The sequence below is a fragment of the Paraburkholderia sp. J7 genome (assembly GCF_905220155.1).
GTDB lineage: Bacteria > Pseudomonadota > Gammaproteobacteria > Burkholderiales > Burkholderiaceae > Paraburkholderia.
This window is the reverse complement of record NZ_CAJMYZ010000004.1, coordinates 157489-179888: the sequence shown is the minus strand read 5'-3', so window position 1 is coordinate 179888 and position 22400 is coordinate 157489. Positions and strand designations below refer to the sequence as shown.

Annotated in this window: 20 protein-coding genes; 7 read left to right on the top strand and 13 right to left on the bottom strand. The window is 65.3% G+C overall.

Going from position 1 to position 22400, the window contains the following annotated elements; translation table 11 throughout:
* Positions 1-48 precede the first annotated feature (48 nt).
* Together aspT (U5A58_RS08315) and aspT (U5A58_RS08310) are read right to left on the bottom strand one after the other, a co-directional pair.
* The gene (aspT, locus tag U5A58_RS08315) at positions 49-1734 is read right to left on the bottom strand and encodes an aspartate-alanine antiporter (RefSeq protein WP_321913064.1); all 1686 of its coding nucleotides are present in this window, start codon (positions 1732-1734) and stop codon (positions 49-51) included.
* A gap of 102 nt (positions 1735-1836) precedes the next feature.
* Complete coding sequence (aspT, locus tag U5A58_RS08310) at positions 1837-3519, bottom strand: aspartate-alanine antiporter (RefSeq protein ID WP_321961073.1); 1683 nt, start codon at positions 3517-3519, stop codon at positions 1837-1839.
* Between the two features lie 572 nt (positions 3520-4091).
* Here aspT (U5A58_RS08310) and U5A58_RS08305 point away from each other — a divergent pair.
* Positions 4092-5072, top strand: coding sequence for a LysR family transcriptional regulator (locus U5A58_RS08305; RefSeq protein WP_321961072.1), 981 nt, complete (start codon positions 4092-4094; stop codon positions 5070-5072).
* Between the two features lie 82 nt (positions 5073-5154).
* Here U5A58_RS08305 and U5A58_RS08300 read toward each other — a convergent pair whose 3' ends face one another.
* Complete coding sequence (locus U5A58_RS08300) at positions 5155-5682, bottom strand: plasmid fertility inhibition factor family protein (protein WP_321961071.1); 528 nt, start codon at positions 5680-5682, stop codon at positions 5155-5157.
* Positions 5683-5799: 117 nt separating this feature from the next.
* Here U5A58_RS08300 and U5A58_RS08295 point away from each other — a divergent pair, with 117 nt between their 5' ends.
* Both U5A58_RS08295 and U5A58_RS08290 read left to right on the top strand, forming a co-directional pair.
* Positions 5800-6600, top strand: coding sequence for a crotonase/enoyl-CoA hydratase family protein (locus U5A58_RS08295; RefSeq protein ID WP_321961070.1), 801 nt, complete (start codon positions 5800-5802; stop codon positions 6598-6600).
* 244 nt (positions 6601-6844) lie between these two features.
* Positions 6845-8662: a winged helix-turn-helix domain-containing protein gene (locus tag U5A58_RS08290; protein ID WP_321961069.1), complete on the top strand. Its 1818-nt coding sequence runs from the start codon at positions 6845-6847 to the stop codon at positions 8660-8662.
* Positions 8663-8728: 66 nt separating this feature from the next.
* Here U5A58_RS08290 and U5A58_RS08285 read toward each other — a convergent pair whose 3' ends face one another.
* On the bottom strand, positions 8729-8998 hold the full coding sequence (locus U5A58_RS08285; protein ID WP_321913070.1) for a hypothetical protein: 270 nt from the start codon (positions 8996-8998) through the stop codon (positions 8729-8731).
* A gap of 350 nt (positions 8999-9348) precedes the next feature.
* On the opposite strand from U5A58_RS08285, the gene U5A58_RS08280 reads away from it, so the two are divergent.
* Both U5A58_RS08280 and U5A58_RS08275 read left to right on the top strand, forming a co-directional pair.
* Positions 9349-10533, top strand: coding sequence for an MFS transporter (locus U5A58_RS08280; RefSeq protein ID WP_321961068.1), 1185 nt, complete (start codon positions 9349-9351; stop codon positions 10531-10533).
* A 400-nt stretch (positions 10534-10933) separates the two neighbouring features.
* Positions 10934-12091, top strand: coding sequence for an MFS transporter (locus tag U5A58_RS08275; protein WP_321961067.1), 1158 nt, complete (start codon positions 10934-10936; stop codon positions 12089-12091).
* Positions 12092-12176: 85 nt separating this feature from the next.
* Here U5A58_RS08275 and fahA read toward each other — a convergent pair whose 3' ends face one another.
* Together fahA and hmgA are read right to left on the bottom strand one after the other, a co-directional pair.
* On the bottom strand, positions 12177-13490 hold the full coding sequence (fahA, locus tag U5A58_RS08270; protein ID WP_321961066.1) for a fumarylacetoacetase: 1314 nt from the start codon (positions 13488-13490) through the stop codon (positions 12177-12179).
* Positions 13487-14836, bottom strand: a complete 1350-nt coding sequence (gene hmgA / locus U5A58_RS08265; protein ID WP_321961065.1) for a homogentisate 1,2-dioxygenase — start codon at positions 14834-14836, stop codon at positions 13487-13489. The genes fahA and hmgA overlap by 4 nt, the downstream gene beginning before the upstream one ends.
* Before the next feature lie 244 nt (positions 14837-15080).
* Between hmgA and U5A58_RS08260 the strand changes: the two genes are divergently transcribed.
* Positions 15081-15908 carry an EAL domain-containing protein gene (locus tag U5A58_RS08260; RefSeq protein ID WP_321913075.1) on the top strand — a complete coding sequence of 276 codons (828 nt, stop codon included), beginning with the start codon at positions 15081-15083 and terminating at the stop codon, positions 15906-15908.
* 36 nt (positions 15909-15944) lie between these two features.
* Here U5A58_RS08260 and murB read toward each other — a convergent pair whose 3' ends face one another.
* Positions 15945-17000: a UDP-N-acetylmuramate dehydrogenase gene (murB, locus tag U5A58_RS08255; RefSeq protein WP_321961064.1), complete on the bottom strand. Its 1056-nt coding sequence runs from the start codon at positions 16998-17000 to the stop codon at positions 15945-15947.
* Positions 17001-17268: 268 nt separating this feature from the next.
* Here murB and U5A58_RS08250 point away from each other — a divergent pair, with 268 nt between their 5' ends.
* Entirely contained in the window at positions 17269-17754 is a 486-nt protein-coding gene (locus U5A58_RS08250; RefSeq protein ID WP_028209548.1) for a YajQ family cyclic di-GMP-binding protein, read from the top strand.
* A 95-nt stretch (positions 17755-17849) separates the two neighbouring features.
* On the opposite strand, the gene U5A58_RS08245 is transcribed toward U5A58_RS08250, so the two are convergent.
* The 6 genes from U5A58_RS08245 to plsY form a co-directional block, all read right to left on the bottom strand.
* On the bottom strand, positions 17850-18338 hold the full coding sequence (locus U5A58_RS08245; RefSeq protein WP_321961063.1) for an SRPBCC family protein: 489 nt from the start codon (positions 18336-18338) through the stop codon (positions 17850-17852).
* Positions 18331-18654, bottom strand: coding sequence for a metalloregulator ArsR/SmtB family transcription factor (locus U5A58_RS08240; protein WP_321934230.1), 324 nt, complete (start codon positions 18652-18654; stop codon positions 18331-18333). Before U5A58_RS08240 ends, U5A58_RS08245 begins: the two co-directional genes overlap by 8 nt.
* 68 nt (positions 18655-18722) lie before the next feature.
* On the bottom strand, positions 18723-19208 hold the full coding sequence (locus U5A58_RS08235; protein WP_321961062.1) for a DUF2442 domain-containing protein: 486 nt from the start codon (positions 19206-19208) through the stop codon (positions 18723-18725).
* Positions 19195-19443, bottom strand: coding sequence for a DUF4160 domain-containing protein (locus tag U5A58_RS08230; RefSeq protein ID WP_321913080.1), 249 nt, complete (start codon positions 19441-19443; stop codon positions 19195-19197). Before U5A58_RS08230 ends, U5A58_RS08235 begins: the two co-directional genes overlap by 14 nt.
* Positions 19444-19685: 242 nt before the next feature.
* Positions 19686-21485, bottom strand: a complete 1800-nt coding sequence (locus U5A58_RS08225) for a methyl-accepting chemotaxis protein (protein ID WP_321961061.1) — start codon at positions 21483-21485, stop codon at positions 19686-19688.
* 186 nt (positions 21486-21671) lie between these two features.
* On the bottom strand, positions 21672-22292 hold the full coding sequence (gene plsY / locus U5A58_RS08220; protein ID WP_158757058.1) for a glycerol-3-phosphate 1-O-acyltransferase PlsY: 621 nt from the start codon (positions 22290-22292) through the stop codon (positions 21672-21674).
* Positions 22293-22400 lie beyond the last annotated feature (108 nt).

Sequence of the window (22400 nt, the reverse complement as noted above, 5' to 3'; positions counted from 1 at the left end):
GACGTTGCGCGCGCCGCGCGTCCATGCGCGGCACGCGTTGAGTTCATGTCACGCAAGACCGACCACGAGCGGCCCGAGCAGCGTGAGCAGCACGTTCGCGATCGCATAGGTAATGGCGAACGGCACGGTGGGCACCGCGCTTTCCGCCTTGTCGAGAATGCCGCCGAAGGCGGGGTTCGCACTACGGGCGCCGGACAGCGCACCCGCGAGAATCGCCGCGTTGTTGTACTTGAGCACATAGCGGCCAAACAGCATCGTGAGGAAGAGCGGCACGAGCGTCACGACCACGCCCAGGAGGAAGATCGTGATGCCGCTTTGCTTGATCGTCACGACCGCCTGCAGGCCCGAGTTCAGCCCCACCACCGCCACGAACGCCGCAAGACCGAAGTCCTTGAGCAGTTGCGAAGCGGCAGGCGGCATCACGCCGTACATGGGGTGCTTGCCGCGCATCCAGCCGAACAGGAGACCCGCGAGCAGACAGCCGCCGCCCGAGCCGAGCGTGAGCGGAATGCCCGCCACATTCACGACGACGAGACCGATCAGCAAGCCGAGCACGAGGCCCACGCCCATGTAGATGAAGTCCGTCTTGTTGCTATAGGCAAGCTCGTAGCCGGCGGCCTGCACCGCGCGTTTGGTATCCGTCGCGGTGCCGTACACGGTCACGACGTCGCCGTGCTCCAGCTTCGTTTCCGGCAGGAGCGGCACGGGCTGGCCCACGCGCTCGATCTTCTCGATGTACACGCCGTGGCGCATGTCGCGGTCCACGTTCTTGCGCACTTCGGCAATCGTCGTGTGATTCATGCCCTTCGCCGTGAACACGATCTGGCGCGTCTGCATCACGAGGCTCATGCCGCCCGAGTCCGGCACTTCCGGCCCGATCAGCGCCCCCACCTCGACCATCTGCTCGCGGCGGCCCACGACGAGCACGAGGTCGTCGCGGCTCAGCACGAAGTCGGGGGTGGCGTCGATCACCTTGCCCGCGCGGCGGATCTTCTCGATCGCGACGAAATCGTGTTCGGCCAACTCGATTTGCTTGACGGTCTTGCCCGCACCCGCCTCGACGCGGAACACGCGGCCGAAGAGCTCGGGCAGCGCCGTGATCTGGCCCGGCCCCGCCACGGCTTCGCCGCCCGACATTTCCCGCTCGGCGTCCATGGAGGCGTCCTTGAGACTGCGGCCCATGAACTTTGGCAGGATGTTCACGCAGACGATGATCGCGCCCAGCGAGCCAAACACATAGGTCACGGCATAGCCGACGGCGACATCGGCCTGCATGGCTTTGACCTGGTCGGCCGGCAGACCGAGGCGAGCAATGGCGTCACCGGCCGTGCCGATGATGGCCGACTGCGTCATGCCGCCTGCCGCGAGACCGGCGGCAAGGCCCTTGTTGAGGTGAAAGAGCTTCGCGCAGACGAGCACCGTGACGAGCCCCGCCAGTGCCATGAACACGGACATGGCGATCTCGCGCAGCGTCTTGCGGTTGAGCGAGTTGAAGAAGCCCGGCCCGGAGTCGTAGCCCACCGCGTAGATGAACACGGCGAACATCACCGCCTTCACGCCGTTGTCGACCGTCACGCCGACCTGGCTGATCACGACCGCGGCGATCAGCGACCCGCCCACGCCGCCTAACTGGAACTTGCCGAAGTTGATCTGGCCGATCCAGTAGCCGACGGCCAGGGAAAGAAATAGCGCGATTTCCGGCGATTTGTGAAAGATGTCATGTAGCCATTCCATCGTGTCCTCGCTTTGGGAAAGAACCACCCGTTGCTGCCGGAGATGGCCGTGAGGCGTGCATCAGCGCCGGCCAGATCCAGCAAAAAACGCCAGCCAAACTTGTCAGCCAAACTTCGCCGCGAGCCCCACCACCACGGGGCCCATGAGCGGCAAGAGGATGTTCGACAGCGCATAAGTGATCGTGTAGCCGATCACGGGAGTCGAGTTACCGGCTACGCCGACGAGCGCGCTGATCGCCGGTGTGCTGCACTGCTGGCCTGCTATCGCGCCGAGCAGCATCGGCGCTTCGAGCTTGAGGAACATGCGCCCGATCCAGAGTGAGAGAAGCCCCGGAATCAGCACCATCAGGATGCCAGCGAGCGGCAGCGCAAGACCGTACTCGCGCACGAGCTTGATAGCGTCGGGACCGGCGGAGAGGCCCACAGCCGCGATGAAGGTGGCAAGGCCGAAGTCCTTGAGCACCTGCGCGGCAGCCGAGGGCAGCGAGCCCACCACGGGAAAGTGCGAACGCAGCCAGCCGAAGAAGAGGCCCGAGAGCAGGCAGCCGCCGCCCGTGCCGAGCACGAGCGAGACGCCGCCCACGTTCACGCCGAAACGCCCGATCATCATGCCGACCAGGACGCCGAGGCCGAGATAGACGAAGTCGGTTTTCTGGGTCTGCTGGATCACGTAGCCAAGCCGCTTCGCGCCGCGCGCCACGTCGTTGGGCGTACCGAGCAGCGTGAGCACGTCGCCGCGATGCACGACCGTGCCGGGCAATGCCGGCACCGTGGTGTCTTGCCGCGTAATCGCGCTCACATAAATGCCGCGGCCCGCTTCCGGGGCGGCGCGCTCGCGCATCTGCGCAAGCGTGAGGCCGTTGACGTCGCGACGCGTGACCATCACGTCCACCCGCTTCGCGAGCAGCTTGAACAAGCCCTCGCCCGGCAACTCTTCGCCGAGGCTGCCAGCAGCCTCGATCACCGCTTCGCGGCGCCCGGCGACGAGCACCACGTCGCCCGGTTGCAGCACGGTCTGCGCAGTGGCGTCGAGCTGACTTGCGTCGCGCAACACGTGCTCGATCGTGATGTTGTTGCCAAAGCGCGCCTCAAAGGCGGCGACCTCCGTGCCGGCGGCGGGGCCCACCTTGAACGCGCGCCCAACGAGCGGCGGCAGCGCTAAGCGTTGCCCATCGTCGAGCACGCCGTCGCCGCCGAGCTTGCGATACAGGCGCGCAGCCTCTTCGCGCAGATTGATGCGCAGGATGAGCGGCGCGATCTGGCTCGTGAAGAGCACGATGGTGATGAGGCCAAAGAGGTAGCTCACGCTGTATGCGGTCACGATGTGCGCCTGCAGCGTGCTCGCCTGGGCGTCGGTCAAACCGAGCCTCGTGATCGCTTCGGAAGCCGTGCCGATCACGGCCGATTCGGTCGCAGCGCCCGCGAGCAGGCCCGCCGCGGTGCCCGCATCGAGCTTCATCACGACGACCGCGATCATGATGAGCGCCATGACAGAGACGATCTCGATGATCGATAGGAGACCGTAGCGCCAGCCGCGCCCGACGTTCGCGAAAAACTGCGGACCGCCCGTGAAGCCGAGCGCGAAGATGAAAAGTGCAAAGGCGATGTTCTTGAGGTCAGGCGCAATGCGCGCGCCGGTTTGCCCCAGCACGAGCGCGACGATCAGCGTGCCGCACACGCCCCCGAGGGAGATCGGCCCGAAGCGGATGGAACCAATCAGATAACCGAGCGCGAGGCTCACAAACAGGGCAATCTCGGGTTGCGACTTCAGCAATTCGACGATCATGTCTGGTCTGCCGATTTACGTTTTAGTTAGCCCGAAAGCGTGCTCGAAATTGAGCGGCAATGCACATTAAATAACATGCAATGCCAATGCAGGTCGCTATTTTTCCCCATGTGCAACAATTCTTTCACACAGCAAAAGAATCAATGCGCGCTAATTTCCGGGTTGTGAATTACGATGTATTCACAGAGCGCAATGGCTCGCAATTTACCGCAGGCAAGGCGAGTCCGCCGTAAATCTGACAGATCTAATGGATAGCCGCTGCCTGCGCGAACGGCGCAAACACGTTATCCGCAATGCACAAATAGTTGATAGTGACAAAAACGTGCAACGCATTCCTCATTCAATACATGCCATTTGAGTACTGAATCTTTTACAGCTTCGAAATGCTGCCGTGTGTTGAGATAGATATTGTAATTCTCAGCGACTGTCAATATTATTTTTGTTAGATTGCCGCCCTCGTCCATTCGAGGCATATCGTTCAGAACAACGCAGCACATCGCTTCGTTCCCCAACTTCGCCAGCAGTCGCAGTGCCCCTCAACCGGTCCATGCATCGAGCATACGAGGCTACACATGAACCAGATACACGCCATGCGCGTCTTCGTCAGGGTTGCGGAAACCGAGAGCTTTCGTCGCGCCGCGCAGCAGCTCGACGTCTCCAACGCGCTCGTCACGCGCTCCGTCGCGATGCTCGAGGCGCACCTGAACACACGACTCATCAACCGCACCACGCGCAATCTCGCGCTTACCGAGGCAGGGCTGCGTTATCTCGAGGGCTGTCGTTGCGTGCTCGAGGAACTTGATCATCTGGAGCGCTCGCTGGCGCATACGGAAAGCGAGCCGAGCGGCACGCTGCGCGTGGTGGCCGCGGGCGCGCTCTCGCTCGCCACGCTCACGCCGCTCATCGACGGTTACCGGCGTCTGTATCCACGCGTGAACGTGCGCCTCACGCTCGCCGAGCGGCCCGTGGATCTCGTGGAAGATGGCTTCGACGTGGGCATTGTCGGCGCCACGCCCGCACGCAACGGCGAGTGCGTGGCGCGCGCGCTCGGCACCACGACGTTCGTGCCCTGCGCGTCTCCGGCATGGCTTGCCGAGCACGGCGAGCCGCATACGCCCGAGCAGCTCGCCCAGTGCGCGGCGGTCGCGCTGCCGCCCGAGGAGCGCAGCGCGACGTGGCAGTTCGCGAAGCCTGGCGAGCCGGCCCAGCAGGTCACGCTGCAGCCGGGCTACGCCGTCAACAACATGCTGATGGTGCGACTCGCGGCGCTTGCCGGCATGGGCGTGGCGATCGTGCCCGCGCCGCTCGTTGCCGACGACTTCACCGCGGGCACCTTGCGGCGCCTGTTGCCCGACTACGATATCGACGACCCGGACGCGCGCATGTCCATCGTCTATCCGAGCCGCCAGTATCTGCCCGCGAAGACGCGCCGCTTCGTCGACTACACGGTCGAGCATTTCGAACACGCGCACAACGCATCGCCCGCGACGACAGCAACGTCATCACCGGCGAATTCTCCGGGCGCGCCTGCCCGGCCGCTGAGCGTAGCGTGAACACACAACGGGCACGCGCCATGCGCGCGCCCGTGGTTTGGGAACATGTGTTCGAGAACAACCTTACGCGAAGAGCGGCGCCTCAGGGCCTGGGCGAATTGCCGTCGACCGGAACCAGCAGGCCCGGGTCGCCCGCGCCGCACAGTTCGTGCAGCAATGCCGCTTCGCGCTCGTGCACTTCCACCGGTAGCCACGACGCCCCCGCCCACGCGAGGTAGCGCGCACGATGCTGGCCGTTGCGAAACGCCACCACGCCCTCGTGCGCGAGTCCGAACCAACCCGCCAGCCCTGCCACGCGGCGTTTGCTGATCGTTACGTACGGCATCTGCGGCACGCGCTCGTTGTCGGGATCGAGAAACTCGCGAATGCCGCGCACCTTGCCGCTGTGCCAGTCGTCGACGGGCTTGAGCACGTAGTCGGTGTCGTCGCGGTCGGCGCAGAGAAGCAGCTTGTGCAAGTCGACGATCACGACGACATGGCGCGTGCCGTCGGTCGTGAAGACGCGCTTGAAGCGCACATGGTCATACGCGTCGTGGTTGGGCAGAGGGACGGTCCAGAAGGGTCCACAAGCAGGATACGGAGAATCCGGAACGGAGGTGATGCTGGACATGGACGTCGATTGCATGCGTGCGCGGGAGAACGTGGTTCGGGCAATTAAAACCGGCCTAAGCTACGGATGGACCGTGAAATTTTTATGACGAATGCGGGGCGCATCGAGGAGCGGCACATGACCATCGAAACCTTCGGCGAACACGTGCGCATCGAAGCGCAAGAGCGAGTAGCAATTCTCGTGCTCGATCGGCCCGCGCAGCGCAATGCCATCGACAGACCTGTAGCGAATGCACTCGCCGCCGCGTTTACCCGCTTCGAGGAAAATCCCGCATGGCTCGCGGGCGTGCTGTATGGCGCGGGCGGCACGTTCTGCGCGGGCGCCGACCTCACCGCGCTCGCCGACCCCGAACGCCGCAATGAAATCCATGCGGACGGCAGTGGCAATGGCCCTCTCGGCCCCACGCGCATGTGGCTCACCAAGCCCGTGATCGCCGCGGTTTCAGGCTACGCCGTGGCCGGCGGGCTCGAACTCGCGCTGCTGTGCGACCTGCGCGTGGTCGAAGAAGACGCCGTGCTCGGCGTGTTCTGCCGCCGCGTGGGCGTGCCGCTCATCGACGGCGGCACGGTGCGTCTGCCGCGCTTGATCGGCCTTTCGCGCGCACTCGATCTGATGCTCACGGGGCGTGCCATCGATGCGCAGGAAGCCCTCGCGTTCGGACTCGCCAATCGCGTAGTCGCAAAGGGCCGCGCGCGCGAGGCCGCCGCGCAACTCGCCGCGCAACTGGCAGCGCTTCCGCAAGCGGCGTTGCTTGCGGACCGCCGCTCCGCGCTCGAACACAGCATGCTGCCCGATATTGCCGAGGCATTGCGCCGCGAAGGTGCACACGGCTATCGCGCGGTGCTCGACGAAGGGCTCGCGCTCGCCGCTCGCTTCGCGGCTGGCGAGGGCCGTCATGGCGAACCACTCGATCCGTAGACCGCTGATTGAAAACACGCACGCGTCCTTCCAGGCGGACGATTCACGCGTCGGTGACCAGCACACGCTGCGCTTGACGCTTGAAGGCGCGCGCGCGACCCGCTACATTGAAATTGATCCGCGCCGCTGCCCCCGCCCCTGTCGCCATGTCTCATGACGCTGAGCACGTCTGCGTCTAACGGCAATCTTCAGACGAACCGCCCCGGCGCCCCCTTCCCTGATCCCGCATCACGGGAGAGATCTCATGCCGACGGATCGAATCATCCGCTTCGCGGACTTCGAACTCGACGTCGAGCGGTACCAGCTACGCCGGGCAGGTGCGGAGGTCCGGCTGGAGCGGTTGCCGATGGATCTGCTGATCCTGCTGGCCTCCCGGCGCGGCGAGTTGCTCTCGCGCGCGGACATCGTGGACCGGCTGTGGGCCGGCAGTCCCTTTCGCGACACGGACAACGGCCTGAATACGGCGATCCGCAAGATCCGCATCGCGCTCACCGACGACCCGGCCAGCCCGCGCCACCTCATTACGGTGAAGGGCAAGGGCTACCGCTTCGACGGCATCCTGCCCGAGCGCTCCGAGCTTCACGATGCATCGCCCCCCGCGCACGACGCGCACACGCCGCGCGAGAGCGAGTACGCGCGACCCGCCGTACGCATGCTGGTGCTGCCGTTCGACAACCACACGGGCGACGCGAGCCAGGAGAGCCTGTGCTACCAGCTCGCCGACGAAATCTCGGTCACGCTCGGCGCGCTCAACCCGGAACGTCTGCTCACGATCGCACGCACCACGGCAGCGCGTTACCGCGCGACGCAAAAGAGCATTGGCGAGATCGCGCGCGAACTGAAGCTCGACTACGTGCTCGAAGGCTCGCTCACGCGCGCGGGGCAGCAAACGCGCATCCTCACGCGTCTTATCCGCTGTTCCGACGAAGCACAGATCTGGAGCCGCGCGCACGAGAGCGCCACGCAAGGCGCGCTCGACATCCTCAAGGAAGCGGTCGCGGCGCTCGCCGAGAACCTCGCGTCCACGCTTTCCGAGCAGCAGCGCACGCGCCTCGAGCGTCGCCTGCCGGTCGATCCCGCCGCACACGACGCGTATGTGCGCGGGCGATTCTTCTGGTATCGCCGCGTGCATTTCGAAGCGGGCTTTTGCGCGCATCACGGCATCGACGGCGAAGACTTCGTGCGCAGCCGAACGTACTTCGAGTCCGCGCTCGAGCACGACCCGAGCTACGCGCTCGGCTATACGGGCCTTTCGAACTACTACGGATCGACAGTGGTGCACGGCTTCGTCGCCCCCGACGATGGTTGGCCGGTCGCGCGCTCGCTTGCCGAGAGTGCGCTCGAACTCGATCCGGATCTGCCCGAGGCGCATCACGCACTCGCGGCCGTGCGCTACTTCTACGACTGGGACTGGGATCTCGCCGAGGCCGGCTTCAAGGACGCGCTGCGGCGCAATCCGAGTTACCCGGAGGCGCACAGGCTCTATGCGCGCATGCTCGTGGCGGCGGGCCGCCGCGCCGAGGGCGACGTAGCGATGGAGCGCGCCGAACGCATCGATCCGCTGGCGTTCCAGGGCTCGCGCGCGTTCGGCATGGTGATGTCGGGCAGGCATGCGGAAGTCGTGAGCGAATATCTCGCGCCGGGGCACATGGACCATCCGCCGCTCGTGTATCAGCTGCTCGCAACCGCGTTCGAAGTGAAGAAGCTGTATGCGCAGGCCGTGGACGCGACCGTGGAGGCACTCGAGCGCTGCAACCAGCAAGCGCGCGCAGGCGTCATTCGCGCCCGCTGGGAAGCGGGCGGCTATGACGCGGTGCTGCGCTGGTATCTGGAAGATCTGCTCGCGCGGCGACGGGCCCGCTACACCTCGCCGCTTCTCATCGCCGAGGCCTATGCGCGCCTCGCGCAGCCCGACGAAATGTTCCACTGGCTCGAAACGGCGCTGGCCGAGCGCAGTTCGCGGCTATGCGAGTTGCGCACGAATCCGTGGTTCGCGCCCTGGCGTCCAACAGGGCGCATGCGGCTCATCGAAAAACATATTGGCGGCGGCCCGACACGCTGAGCGGTTGGCGCAAGGCGCGAGAGCGCGTCGCGTCGCCGTCCTGCTACCCTGGTCTGCGTAGTCCCTTCAGTTCCCGTGATAGAGCCCTTCGCTCAGCGCCTTCTGCTGGCCCGACTTCTCGGAGCGTATGAGATCCTGATAGACCTGCGCGTGCGTGAGCGCCATCGGCGCGCCCGAGGCGCCTGTCGACATCGGCGAGCCGCCCACGTCCTGTGCCGCCGGCGGCGTCGCGGCCTGTTGGGTCTGGTCGTCGCTCTGCGACTGCGCCAACGCACTCGCTGCGAAGAAGGCGGCCGCTGCGGTCACTGCGATGCGTACTGTGTTCATCGTGTTCATGTCATCGCTCCAGCAAGGTTGCGCATGTTCGGTTCCGTCATGCGCGGGACGGACGAGGCGAGGGCGGCGCCCACCGGCAGGCGCGCCGGATGGGGAACGGTTTCGCTCGTGGGTTCGTGTTAGGTATCGTGCGGCCCGGGAGCGCGTTGCGCCATGCACGTAACCTGTAGAAATCGTCAAGAAATATGAAGGAACGGTGAACGAGGTCCGGCGCGCGCACCTGTTGTTTTCCCAACAGTGTCGAAAAGCGTGCCGTATGCGTTGCGTCAGGTTTAAGTACAATTCCGTGTTGACTTAAATAAAACGGCTTCGTGCTCAGGCCCGTTGCCGAACCGCGCCGACCCCACGCCATGCCTCTGCCTCTGCTCGCCCTTGCCGTTGCCGCCTTTGGTATCGGTACCACCGAATTCGTCATCATGGGCCTGCTGCCCGACGTCGCGCGCGACCTGAGCGTCTCGATCCCGGCGGCGGGCATGCTCGTCTCGGCCTACGCGCTCGGCGTGACGATCGGCGCGCCCATCGTCGCTATTGCCATTGCCAATGTGCCGCGCAAGCAGGCGCTCATGCGGCTGATCGGCATCTTCATCGTCGGCAACCTGCTGTGTGCGCTCGCCCCGAACTACTCGATCCTGATGGCCGCGCGCATCGTCACCGCGTTCTGCCATGGTGCGTTCTTCGGTATCGGCTCGGTGGTCGCGGCAGGACTCGTCGCGCCGAACCGCCGCGCCCAGGCTATCGCGCTGATGTTCACGGGCTTGACGCTCGCCAATGTGCTGGGCGTGCCGCTCGGCACGGCGCTCGGCCAGATCGCCGGCTGGCGCACGACGTTCTGGGCCGTGACGGCCATCGGCATTCTCGCGGCGGCGGCGCTGCAGGTGTGCCTGCCCGCGAAGATCGAAATGCAGAAGGCGAGCCTCGTGCATGAGTTCGGCGTGCTGAAGAACCCGCAGGTGCTCATGGTGCTCGGCATGAGCGTGCTGGCCTCGGCCAGCCTCTTTACGGTGTTCACCTACATCACGCCGATTCTCGAAGACGTGACGGGTTTCTCGCCGCATGAAGTCACGTTCGTTCTGCTGCTGTTCGGCCTCGGGCTCACGGTAGGCAGCACGCTCGGCGGTAAGCTCGCCGACTGGAAGCTCATGCGCTCGCTGCTCACGTTCCTCGCCATGATCGCCGTGGTGCTCGCCGTGTTCTCGTTGACGATGCACGACCCGATCGCGGCCATGGCGACGATCTTCGTGTGGGGCATTCTCGCGTTCGCGATCGTGCCGCCGCTGCAGATGCTGATCGTCAACCGCGCGAGCGACGCACCCAACCTCGCCTCCACGCTCAACCAGGGCGCGTTCAATCTTGGCAACGCGGGTGGCGCCTGGATTGGGGGCGTCGCGATCAGTGCGGGCGCGCCGCTCACGGCGCTGCCGTGGGTAGGCGTGGTCACCGCGTTCGCAGCACTCACGCTCACGCTGGTTTCGGCGCAGATCGAGCGGCGCACGCGCCGCCGCGTGGCCGTTTCGGGGCCGACTTCCTGCGCGTGAGTTTTCTTTCGACGCAGGCGTGCACGAACGTGCGTTGCGTTGAGGCGCGCATGCTCAACGTGAGGCACAACTGCGCCGCGTAGTATGAGCGCCCGTAGTGGGGCCTGCTCGCGCCAATAACAGGCTTGCGCTAGGCGCCAGAAGGGCCGAGCGCAAGGATTGAGACGAAGCGAATACCCGACGTATTCGTGAGGAGCATGACGCAGCGATCGGCCCTTCTGGCGCCCAGCCCGTAGAATGCACATTTTCTTTTTTGGGGAACGTGCCTTTGCGGCCGCATTGCGGCGTCGCGCGTCGCTTGTTTGGCTCAGCCAAACGGCGCTCCTAACGCCTTGCACTGCGGCCGCAAAGGCACGTTCGCAAGCCTGTTATTAGCGCGAGCAGGCCCCAATCTCGCCCGATGAAAACCGTCCTCACCCGCGACTTTCTCGCGCTGATCCTGAGCGTAGCCGTGGTTGGCTTAGGCTCCGGCGCGACCCTCCCGCTCACCGCCCTCGCCCTCACCGACGCCGGCTACGGCACCGCCATCGTCGGCCTGCTCACGGCCGCCCAGGCGCTGGGCGGCCTCGCCGTCGTGCCGGTCACGGCATGGATCTCCACGCGCTTCGGCTCGCGCCAGGTGATCGTCGGCTCGGTGCTGACCGTGGCCATTGCGACTGCGCTCATGCAGACAAGCGCCAACCTGTGGCTCTGGGCCGTGCTGCGCATGCTGTGCGGCGCGGCGCTCATGCTGCTCTTCACGATCGGCGAGGCCTGGGTCAACGAACTCGCCGACGACTCGAACCGCGGCCGCGTGGTGGGCATTTACGCGACCACGTTCACGCTGTTCCAGATGTCGGGCCCGGTGCTCGTGAGCCAGATCGCGGCGTACACGGCGTGGCGCTTCGCGATCTGCGGCGCGCTCTTTCTCATCGCGCTGCCGATGCTCGCGGCAATTCGCTCGAACCCGCAGCAAACCGACATGCACGAGCCGCACGGAAGCTGGCGCCACGTGATGCCGAAAATGCCCGCGCTCATCATCGCCACGGGCTTTTTCGCGCTGTTCGACACGCTCGCGCTGTCGCTCTTGCCGCTCTTCGCGATGGGCCACGGCATCAACAGCGAAATGGCCGTGCTGTTCGCCTCGGTCGTGCTGCTCGGCGACACGATCATGCAGTTCCCGATCGGCTGGCTCGCCGACCGGCTAGGCCGCGAGCGCGTGCATGCGCTCATGGGCCTGATCGTCGCGGCGCTGCTGCCGCTCCTGCCCTTCGTGGTCGATACGCCCTGGCTGCGCTGGCCGCTCCTCTTCGTGCTGGGCGCGGCGGCGGGCTCCATTTACACGCTGGCTATCGTTGCGTGCGGCGAGCGCTTCGAGGGCGTCGCGCTCGTTTCCGCGAGTGCGCTCGTGAGTGCCGCGTGGAGCGCGGCGAGCTTCGGCGGCCCGATTATCACCGGCGCGCTGATGGAGCATGCGGGCCGCGACGCGATGCTGTGGGTACTGTTCGCGGGCGCGCTGGTGTTTCTCGGCGCGCTGCGTTGGGAACGCTCGCGGGGGCTCGCGCAAGCGCGGGCATAGCGCGAGCACACGCGAAAAAAACGGCCGATGCGCTTTCGAAGTGCACCGGCCGTTTTGCTTTTCAGATTTTCAGACGCATGCGCCGTTACTTCAACGCCGGCAGGATCTTGCCAACGCAGGCGCCAAAGCCCACGCGATAGCCATCGCCCTGGCACCAGCCCGCGAGCGTGAGTTCGTCGCCGTCTTCGATGAAGCCGCGCGTGCCGCCGCTCTTCAGTTCGAGCGGGTTCTTCGCGTTCCACGTCAGTTCGAGCAGGCTGCCGAACGAGTCGGGCGTGGGGCCCGAGATCGTGCCCGAACCCATCAGGTCGCCCACGCGCGTGTTGCAGCCGGCCACGGTGTGATGCGCGAGCTGCTGCGCCATCGACCAGTACATGTGGCGGAAATTCGTGCGCGCGATAGTCGTGGCCTCTTGAGCGCCCTCAGGACGCATCAGCACTTCGAGCGAAATATCGAACGCATGGTCGCCTTCGTGACGCAGGTATTCGAGCGGTTGCGGCTCCTGCACCGGCTGCGCGACGCGAAACGGCTCCAGCGCATCGAGCGTGACGACCCACGGCGAAATCGTCGAAGCGAAGGTCTTCGCGTTGAACGGTCCGAGCGGCACGTATTCCCATTGCTGGATGTCGCGCGCGCTCCAGTCGTTGAGCAGCACCATGCCGAAGATGTGGTCCTCGGCATCTTCACAGGCGATCGGCTCGCCGAGCGCATTGCCGCGCCCGACGATGAAGCCCGTTTCCAGTTCGATATCGAGCTTGCGGCACGCGCCGAACACCGGACGCTCCTGATCGGGCAGCTTCAACTGACCGTTCGGGCGGCGCACCGGCGTGCCGCTCACCACCACCGACGACGCGCGGCCGTTATAGCCGATCGGCATCTCCGACCAGTTCGGCAACAGCGCATTCTTCGGATCGCGAAACATCGAGCCGACGTTCGTCGCGTGTTCCTTCGACGAATAGAAGTCGGTGTAGCCGGGAATCTGCACGGGCAGATGCAGCTTCGCGTCGGCGAGCTTCACGAAGGCGCGCTCACGCAACGCGGCATCGTCGCGCAGCGTGGCCGTGTCAAGCGCGAGCAGCGACGAAAGCTGCACGCGCACGCTGCGCCACACGTCGCGGCCAAGCGCGATGAAGTCATTCAACGCGGGACGGGCAAACACGTCCTGCGGCGCGCTCGCGGGCAAGCGCAGCAGCCCGGTTTCGTGCAGCACCGCAAGATCGGCCACGAGGTCGCCGATCGCCACGCCCACGCGCGCCTCTCCATTGCCCGTCGTGCTGAACACGCCGAACGGCAGGTTCTGGATCGGGAAATCGCACTGCGCGTCGTTCGCGCTCTCGACCCAGCTCTTGCGCTTCGCGTCGAGCGTCGCCTTGAGGTCGTCCGTCATGGTGCTGTTCATTGCTGCTCCGGATTGAAGTGTTTCGTGAGGCCTTGCCAGCACTCGTAGTAATGCGCCTGCAGCTGGCTCGTTTCCAGCGCATAGCGCGTCGGGCGAATCAGCGTGCGGGTTTCGAACATGAAGGCCATCGTGTCGCCGACCTTGTGCGGCTTGGTCGTATCGGCGTTCGAGGCTTTTTCGAAGGTCTCGGCATCCGGGCCATGACCCGACATGCAGTTGTGCAGGCTCGCGCCGCCCGGAACGAACCCTTCGGCCTTGGCGTCGTACACGCCGTGCACGAGGCCCATGAACTCGCTCGCCACGTTGCGGTGATACCAGGGCGGGCGGAACGTGTTCTCGGCCGCGAGCCAGCGCGGCGGGAAGATCACGAAGTCGATCGAGTCGACGCCCGGCGTGTCCGTGGGCGCGTGCAGCACAAGGAAGATCGACGGGTCGGGATGGTCGTAGCTGATCGAACCGATGGTGTTGAAGCGGCGCAGGTCGTACTTGTAGGGCGCGTAGTTGCCGTGCCATGCCACCACGTCGAGCGGCGAATGGCCAATGTCGGCACGCCAGAGCTGGCCGTTGAGTTTCGTAACGAGTTCGAACTCGCCTTCGCGGTCTTCATACGCGGCGACGGGCGTGAGGAAGTCGCGCGGATTCGCCAGCCCATTCGAGCCGATCACGCCGAGATCCGGCAGACGCAACAGCGCGCCAAAGTTCTCGCAGATATAGCCGCGCGCTTCGCCATCGGGCAAATCCACCGTGAAGCGCACGCCGCGCGGAATCACGACGATCTCGAACGGCTCGACGTCGAGGCGGCCCATTTCCGTGCGAATCGCAAGGCGCCCTTGCTGCGGGACGATCAGCAACTCGCCGTCGGTGTTGTAGAAAAACCGGTCCACCATCGGCCGGTTCGCCGCGTACAGGTGGATGGCGCAGCCGCACATCGAGGCCGCCGAGCCGTTGCCCGACATCGTCACCCAGCCGTCGATGAAATCGGTGGGCTCCGTGGGCATGGGCAGCGCGTCCCAGCGCAGCTGGTTGGGCGGCGTGGGCGGCACCTCGCCGAAATCGGCGACAAGGCGCGGTGCACCGTTCACGTTCAGGCGCGCGGTGACCGGCGCAAACGGCTGGTGCACGGCGCCCGGACGGATCCGGTAGAACCACGTGCGGCGGTTGTGCGAGCGTGGCGCGGTGAACGCGGTGCCCGAAAGCTGCTCGGCATACAGACCATAAGCACAGCGCTGCGGCGAGTTCTGGCCTTCGGGCAGCGCGCCCGCCAGCGCCTCGGTCGCGAACTCGTTGGCAAAGCCGCTCATGTAACCGTGCTGGACTTCGGTTGGGTGCCGCAGGGGTGCGTTCATTGCTGTCTCTCCACGTTCTCGGGCCGTGACATCAGGTCACGCGATTTACGGATGGTAAAACGAATTACGTTTAGTGAAATTAAGCGTTAACCCCTGGAAGTCGTTCGTGGCCTGCAGAACGTGGATGAACGGCCGATAACGTTATGACCAAACAGTCCATCCGGCGCGGCTGCGGGCTGCTAACATCGGGTCATGCGACCCCGTGCCGGGCTCGCGCTTTTCACCCGCTGCCCGCTACATCACCATGATCGCTCCCACTATTCCCGAGCTCGTTGCCCGCGCCGCCGACCATCCGTTTCTCGGCGAGCACCTGGCGATGGGCACAGGCGCGCACGCCAAAGAGGCCGTGGCGCGGCGGCGCGGCGTGGAGCTATTGAGCGCCTATGAGCCGATTTACGACATCAGCGTGCACAGCGGGGCGCAGTCGCTGACCGCAGATCTCGCAATGGCGTCGCGCTTTGGCGACGAACTTGGCTATCAGGCGGTCACGCTGCGCGAGCAGAACGGCCTGCTCGCGCCCTGCGACGCATTCAGCGACACGCTCGACGATCCCGACCTCGTCGCGGTCGACCGCATGGTGCGCGCGCTGCACGCCATCAATTTTCTGGGTGGCCAGCAGCACGGGCTGCTCTTTCTGCGCGTGCACGAGCGGCTCCTGAAGAGCGTGAAGTACGACCATGGGCGGCACTTCTCGAACGTGCTGGTGTCGTTCGGGCTCAATCCCGGGCGTATCGTGATCGAACTGCCGGCGGCGGCGGTGGCGCACCGCACGTTCCTCGGCTATCTCACGAAGAGCTATCAGCGGTACGGGTTCAAGGTGGCGGGCAATCTGCCCAATGCGGGGCAGATTCTTTCGGTGTCGGACGTGCCGCGGCCCGATTTCGTGAAGATGGATGCGTCATCCGCGCTGCGCGATTCGATGGTCAAGCCGCTCGTGAGCTATGCAGCGCGGCTGCGCATCCCGCTCATTTTCAACCGCGTAACCGATGCGGCGCAGTTCGAGCAGTTGCAGCAGTACGACGTGCGCTTCGTGCAGGGGCCGGTGTTCGCGGCCCAGGACAAGGTGGTTTGAGGGTGAGGCAGGCGCTGCGAAGCGGCGCCTGAGGCCTTACAGGCTGATGGGTTCCTGCTCCAGCTCCACGCCGAAGCGCGCGAGCACGTCGCGCTGGATCGCCTCTGCGAGTTCGAGAATATCCGCGCCGGTCGCGCCGCCCCGATTGACGAGGACGAGCGCCTGGCGCTCGTGCACGGCCGCGGCGCGCAGCGCACGGCCCTTCCAGCCACACCGGTCGATCATCCAGCCCGCCGCGAGCTTCACGCGCCCGTCGGCCTGCTGATACGAGACGATCTGCGGTTCGCGCACGACGAGCATATCGAACTGCTGCGCTTCGATCACCGGGTTCTTGAAGAAACTGCCTGCATTGCCGAGTTCGAGCGGGTCAGGCAGCTTCGCGCGCCGCACCGCGACCACGGCGTCGAACACGGCGCGCGCATGCGGCGTCTCGCCGGCGTGGTGCTGTGCCAGTTCGCGCGCGAGATCGGCATAGCCCGCGTTGGGCTGCCACATCTTCGGCAAGCGAAACGTGACCGAAGTAATGACGAAGCGCTCGCGCCCTTCTCGCTTGAAAAAGCTGTCGCGATAGCCGAAGCGGCAGGCAGCCGCATCGAACTCCACGGCTTGTCCCGTCGCCATCTCGATGGCCCGCACCGAGACGCAGCGCTCGGCCATCTCGAGCCCGTAAGCGCCAATGTTCTGGATGGGCGCCGCGCCCACCGTACCCGGAATCAGTGCCAGGTTCTCGAGGCCCGGCATGCCCGCCTCGAGCGTCCACGACACAAAATCGTGCCAGTTCTCGCCCGCGGCCGCTTCCACGTACCAGGCGTGGCTGTCTTCGTGGGCTATGCGCTTGCCGGCCAGCGCCATGAGCAGCACGAGGCCGTCGAAGTCGCGCGTGAGCACGACGTTGCTGCCGCCGCCCAGCACGAGCGTGCGCAAACCCTGGGCGCGCGGATCGCGCACGGCGGCGGCAAGATCGGCCTCGCTTTCGATCCGGCACGCGTAGCGCGCGCGCACGTCAAAGCCGAACGTGTTGTGCGCGCGCAGCGCAAAGCCGGCGGCGAACCACACTGGAGACGTAGCGACGGGCGTTTGGACGACAGGCATTGGGGAGAGCGGAATACGGACAGCAGACGGAAAAAGGCCGGAAAGGCCGCCGGCGGACACCCTTGCACCGCGCATGACCGCGGATCTCGCCAACTGGCGGCGGCAAGCCGCCTTGGGCAAACGCAATGGCGCCGGTAGAATGGCGTCGGTCCGTGATTATAGCGAGTGCGCGAACCGCTGCCTGAAAATGCGGCTGCGGGTCGCGGGCGCGTCGTTTGCATCGCGTTTGCCTAGCCGTTTGCGCACCTCGTACTTTTTGGAGAAAGCAATGCCATCGTTTGACGTCGTCAGCGAAGCCAACATGATCGAAGTAAAGAACGCCGTGGAGCAATCCAACAAGGAGATCTCCACGCGCTTCGACTTCAAGGGCTCGGATTCGCGCGTCGAGCAAAAAGAGCGCGAGCTGACCGCGTTCGCCGACGACGACTTCAAGCTCGGCCAGGTGAAGGACGTGCTGGTCTCGAAAATGGCCAAGCGCAATGTGGACGTGCGCTTCCTCGACTACGGCAAGATCGAGAAGATCGGCGGCGACAAGGTCAAGCAGGTCATCACCGTGAAGAAGGGTGTGTCGGGCGACCTCGCGAAGAAGATCGTGAGGCTCGTGAAGGACAGCAAGATCAAGGTCCAGGCCAGCATTCAGGGCGACGCCGTGCGCGTGACGGGCGCCAAGCGCGACGACCTGCAAAGCGTGATCGCCATGCTGCGCAAGGACGTGACCGACACGCCGCTCGACTTCAACAACTTCCGCGATTAAGGCGGATTAGAGCGCATTAAAGCGGCAAGTCCATTGCATTGCGGGGCGGCTTCGGCCGCCCCGTTTTCGTTTCGCCTCTCCGTCTTTTCCCGCGCTCAGTCCGCCGTCACCACGAGCGGCATGAGCACCTCGCCGGTTTCCAGCAGCGTCTTGAGATTCGAGAGAATGCGCGGCCAGCCGCCCGACACCTTCTCGATGAAGATCGATCCTGGCCGCGCCATGCTGTGCGTAATCGTGAGCTTGACCGCGTGCTCGACGGGCTCGATGTCGATCGTGCAGTGCGAATCGCCCTCGGCATGCAGTTCGGAGAGGAACATGTTGCGCCAGCGCAGCACGAGCCGGCGCGGCGGATCGGACTCGACCACCGTGCCCGAGTCGGCGATACGGCCGTCGGCAAAGCGCAACGACCACGGCGAGCCCGTTTGCCAGTCGCATTCGTGATGCATGCCGAACCAGTAGCGCTCGGTGAACTCACGGCTCGTGAGCGCCGCCCACAACGCTTGCGGCGTGGTGCGGATGAACGTGACGTAGACGAACGTCGAGTCGCCAGCAGCACCGCCTTGCGCGTGCTTTTCGCTACTCATGACTGTCTCCTTCGAGTGAGCGTTTGAGGCCGACGAGCGCGCCTACACGCTCGCGCTCGAACTTGCCGATCCACCGCGCCGCAATCTCGCCGATGGGCACCGGATTGATGAAATGCCGCTTCTCGCGTCCATGGCGCTGCGTCGCGACGAGATTCGCCTCCTCCAGCACCGCGAGATGCTTCGTGACCGCCTGGCGCGACATGGCCAGTCCCTGGCATAAATCGGTCAGCGTCTGCCCGTTTTTCGCGTGGAGGCGATCGAGCAGTTGACGGCGGCTCGCGTCCGCCAGCGCGCGGAAAACGGCGTCGTCGTTCATGCATTGATTATGCAACCCCGTGGTTGCATGTCAAGGTAAGAAAACGGCGCCGTGACGATGAAGGCGCGTCACGCCGCCGTAGCGCTTGCCTGAGCCTCTACCGGATCAGCCGTTTCATCGTCCGGTTCATCGTTCGCCTGATCGCTTGGCTGCTTGCGCGGGCGGCCACCCTTGCGCCCGTTCGCGCGCGCTGCGGCGGCCTTGGCCGGCGACGTGAACGAACCCATTGCGCGCGCGAGTTCGCGCATCCATTCCTGCGTGCCAAACACGCCTTGCAGCAGGCCGGGCGCCCACAGCAAAAGATCGAGCCGCGGAAAATAAAGCGACTGACCGCCGCCCCAAATTTCGACCTCGGCCAGTTGCGCGGCCGTTGGCGCACGCTCGAGGCTTTGCAACTCCTGGATCAGCGCAACGGGCACGCCAATGGCCACGCCGTTGGCGAACTCGATTTCGAACCGGGCGCGCACACGGCTATAGCGCGCGGATACAGCAACCGGACTCTGCGCGCCAGCCTCGCGCGCAGCGGCAATCTGCTTCTTGCTAATGGAAACCATGGATCCTCCACCACGCCATGCACAACATGTTGATTTCCGGCTCGAGCGCGCGTGTGAGGCGCGCAACCTGCTGCTCCGCGAGTTCGTAAAGCTCGCGCAATTCGAGCGGACCTTCAGGGCAATTCAGCTTGAACACACACGATCCTTGCGGACTGGCGACATGAACATGGGCGGGCCGATGGTCATGCGAAAAGATCGCCACGCGATATCCCGCTACGCGATGAACAGTGGGCATGGGTCGGATAATAACCTAACGTTGGGTTTCCAAAACCTCGATTTGAGGTGCGCGCGCACGGTCTTTGCCTCACGACAAACTTTGGCGTTTGCGTGAACCCAGCTTATCAACGTGGCGTTTGTGGAAAAGTCATCCGTTAGGGATAGGCCGTTTCTGAGCGGCCGAAGACAGGCGACTGGCGGGCTGAACATGCGAAAACGGCGCCGCAGCGCCGTTCTCTCACCGCATTGCGCTCGCGCGCCTCAGTCGAGCCGGAACTGGCCGACCGCATCCGCGAGACTGGCCGCCTGGCTGCGCAGCGCGGCCGCGGCAGCCGTCGACTGTTCGACGAGCGCCGCGTTCTGCTGAACCATCTCGTCCAGCTGGCTCACCGCGCGGTTCACTTCCTGGATGCCGCGCGTCTGCTCGCCGGTTGCGTTGGTGACTTCGGAGATGATCGTCGTCACGTTCGAGACATTCGCCACGATCTCATCCATCGTCGAGCCGGCGCGGCGCACGAGCTGCGAGCCCGAAGTCACGCTGGTTACGGTCGATTCGATCAGCCCCTTGATCTCGCGCGCCGCCTGCGCGCTGCGCTGCGCGAGGCTGCGCACCTCGCCCGCCACCACGGCGAAACCGCGGCCTTCCTCACCCGCCCGCGCCGCTTCGACCGCCGCATTCAGCGCGAGAATGTTGGTCTGAAACGCAATGCCGTCGATCACGCCGATGATGTCAGCGATCTTCACGGACGCCTTCTCGATGTCGCCCATCGTGTGCACCACGTCGCCGATCACCGAGCCGCCGCGCGAAGCTGCCTGCGAAGCGGTGGCCGCCGTCACGTCGGCCTGTTGCGCCGCGTTCGCCGACTGCGCGACCGTCGCCGTGATTTCCTCCATCGACGCCGCCGTCTCTTCGAGACTCGCCGCTGCCGACTCGGTGCGGCCCGAAAGGTCGACGTTGCCCGCCGCGATCTCGTCGCTCGCCGTACGCACCGATTCGCTCGCGTCGCGGATGTGGCGCATCACGTCGCGCAGCTTGTCCATGAACGCGTTGAACGAACGCGCGATCTGCGCCACTTCGTCGTTGCCCGCGGCGGGCAGGCGCTTCGTGAGATCGCCTTCGCCAGCGCTGATCGCGTCCATCGCGTCGCGCACGCGCGAGAGGCGCTGGAACGACACCGCTGTCGCCGCCGCCACGATCGCCGCAGCGGCCAGCGCAACGACGACGAGCGCGATGAGCGAGGCCGTGAGAAGCGAGCGCATGGCCGCCGTCGCATCGGCGCGGTCGAAGGCGACGATCACGCGCCAGTCGGTGCCCGGAATCGTTCGCGCGCGCATCAGCTTGATGTCGCCGTTCACGTCCACCTTCAACGGCGCGGTGGCCGTGAACAACGCGTTCAGGCGATCGCCTGCCAGATCAGGCGCGAGTTCCGAGACGGGCTTGAGCGTGAGCTTCGGGTCGGGGTGCGCAACGATCGCGCCGCTCGCGTCGACCAGCATGCCGAAGCTCGCCGGCGTGGGGTGAATCGAGCGGACGTTGTCGATCACGCTGTCCATCGCCACGTCGCCGGAAATCACGCCCTTCACCGCGCCGTCGCGAATCACGGGCTCGGCGAACGCCACCACGAGCTTGCCCGTGCCCACATCCACGTAAGGCGGCGTGACCACGGCCTTGCCCGCCGCGACGGCCTGCTTGTACCAGGGGCGCCCGGTCGGGTCATAGTCGGGCGGGATGCCGGTCGCGTCGGAAAATTTCGCCGTGCGGTCGGCGTAGCCCACGTAGACATTGGTGAAGCCGCCCGCCGCCGCGATCTGCTTGAGCGCCGGCACGGGGTCCGGCGCGAGCACGGCGTCCTGCAGCGAGTCGATCATCCGCACGTGCGTCGCGACCCAGTCGGCAACGCCTTGCGCGTGGCTCTCCTCGAGCGCCGTGAGCGTGCTGTCGATCGAATCCCGGTTGTGCGAGTTAGCGACGAAATAGTTGAGCGCCGTATTCGCGGCAAGCGCGGACACGACGATTACAACGCATAGCGCGACGATGCGCGCGCGAATAGTGGAAAACATCGGGAGGGAATGCCGTGTGGGGAAGAAAGGGGAAAGCCGTCATACCTGATCTGGACCTATCGGGGATTACGGCAAACCACACGGCATTCTTGAGGGCGCAACGGTGGAAGATGCGCCTTGAATCGCCTATTTGTCAGAAGTTGGCGGAGGATAAGCGAAATTATCAGACAAATAGATAGTAGCCGACTACTTGCCGGCGCCGGCAGCCTTCTTCTCGCCGATGCGGCTCTCCTTGCCCGCGATGAGCTTGGAGATGTTCGCGCGATGCCGCCAGAACAGCAGCACGCTCATGGCGAGGATGGCGAGCGCGACAATGCGCGGGCCGAACATGAACACGTAGTAAAGCGGCGCGAACACGGCGGCCGCCAACGCCGCGAGCGACGAATAGCGCGTGAAGAACGCGACGATGAGCCAGGTGGCGAGCGTGGCGACGCCGAGGATCGGATTCACGGCGAGCAGCACGCCGGCCGCGGTGGCGACGCCCTTGCCGCCCTTGAAGCGGAAGAACACCGGGTACAGGTGGCCGAGGAACACGGCGATCGCGGCGAGCGCGACGGCTGTGTCGCCGAGACCGTAGCCCGGGCCGAAGCGTACGACGAGCCAGACGGCCAGCCAGCCCTTGAACGCGTCGCCGATCAGCGTGAGGATCGCGGCCTTCTTGTTGCCGCTGCGCAGCACGTTGGTCGCGCCGGGATTGCCGGAGCCGTAGGAGCGGGGATCGTCGAGGCCCATGAAGGCGCTCACGATCACGGCAAACGAAACCGAGCCGATCAGATAGGCAAGAACGGCGACGAACAGGTTGTACATGCACGAAACCCGGAGGAAGTGGAACGATGCGCGCCGGGCCGAAGTGATGATCGTCACCGCCCGGCAACGCGCGACGGCGCTCATTCTACCGAAGCGCGGGCACGCCCT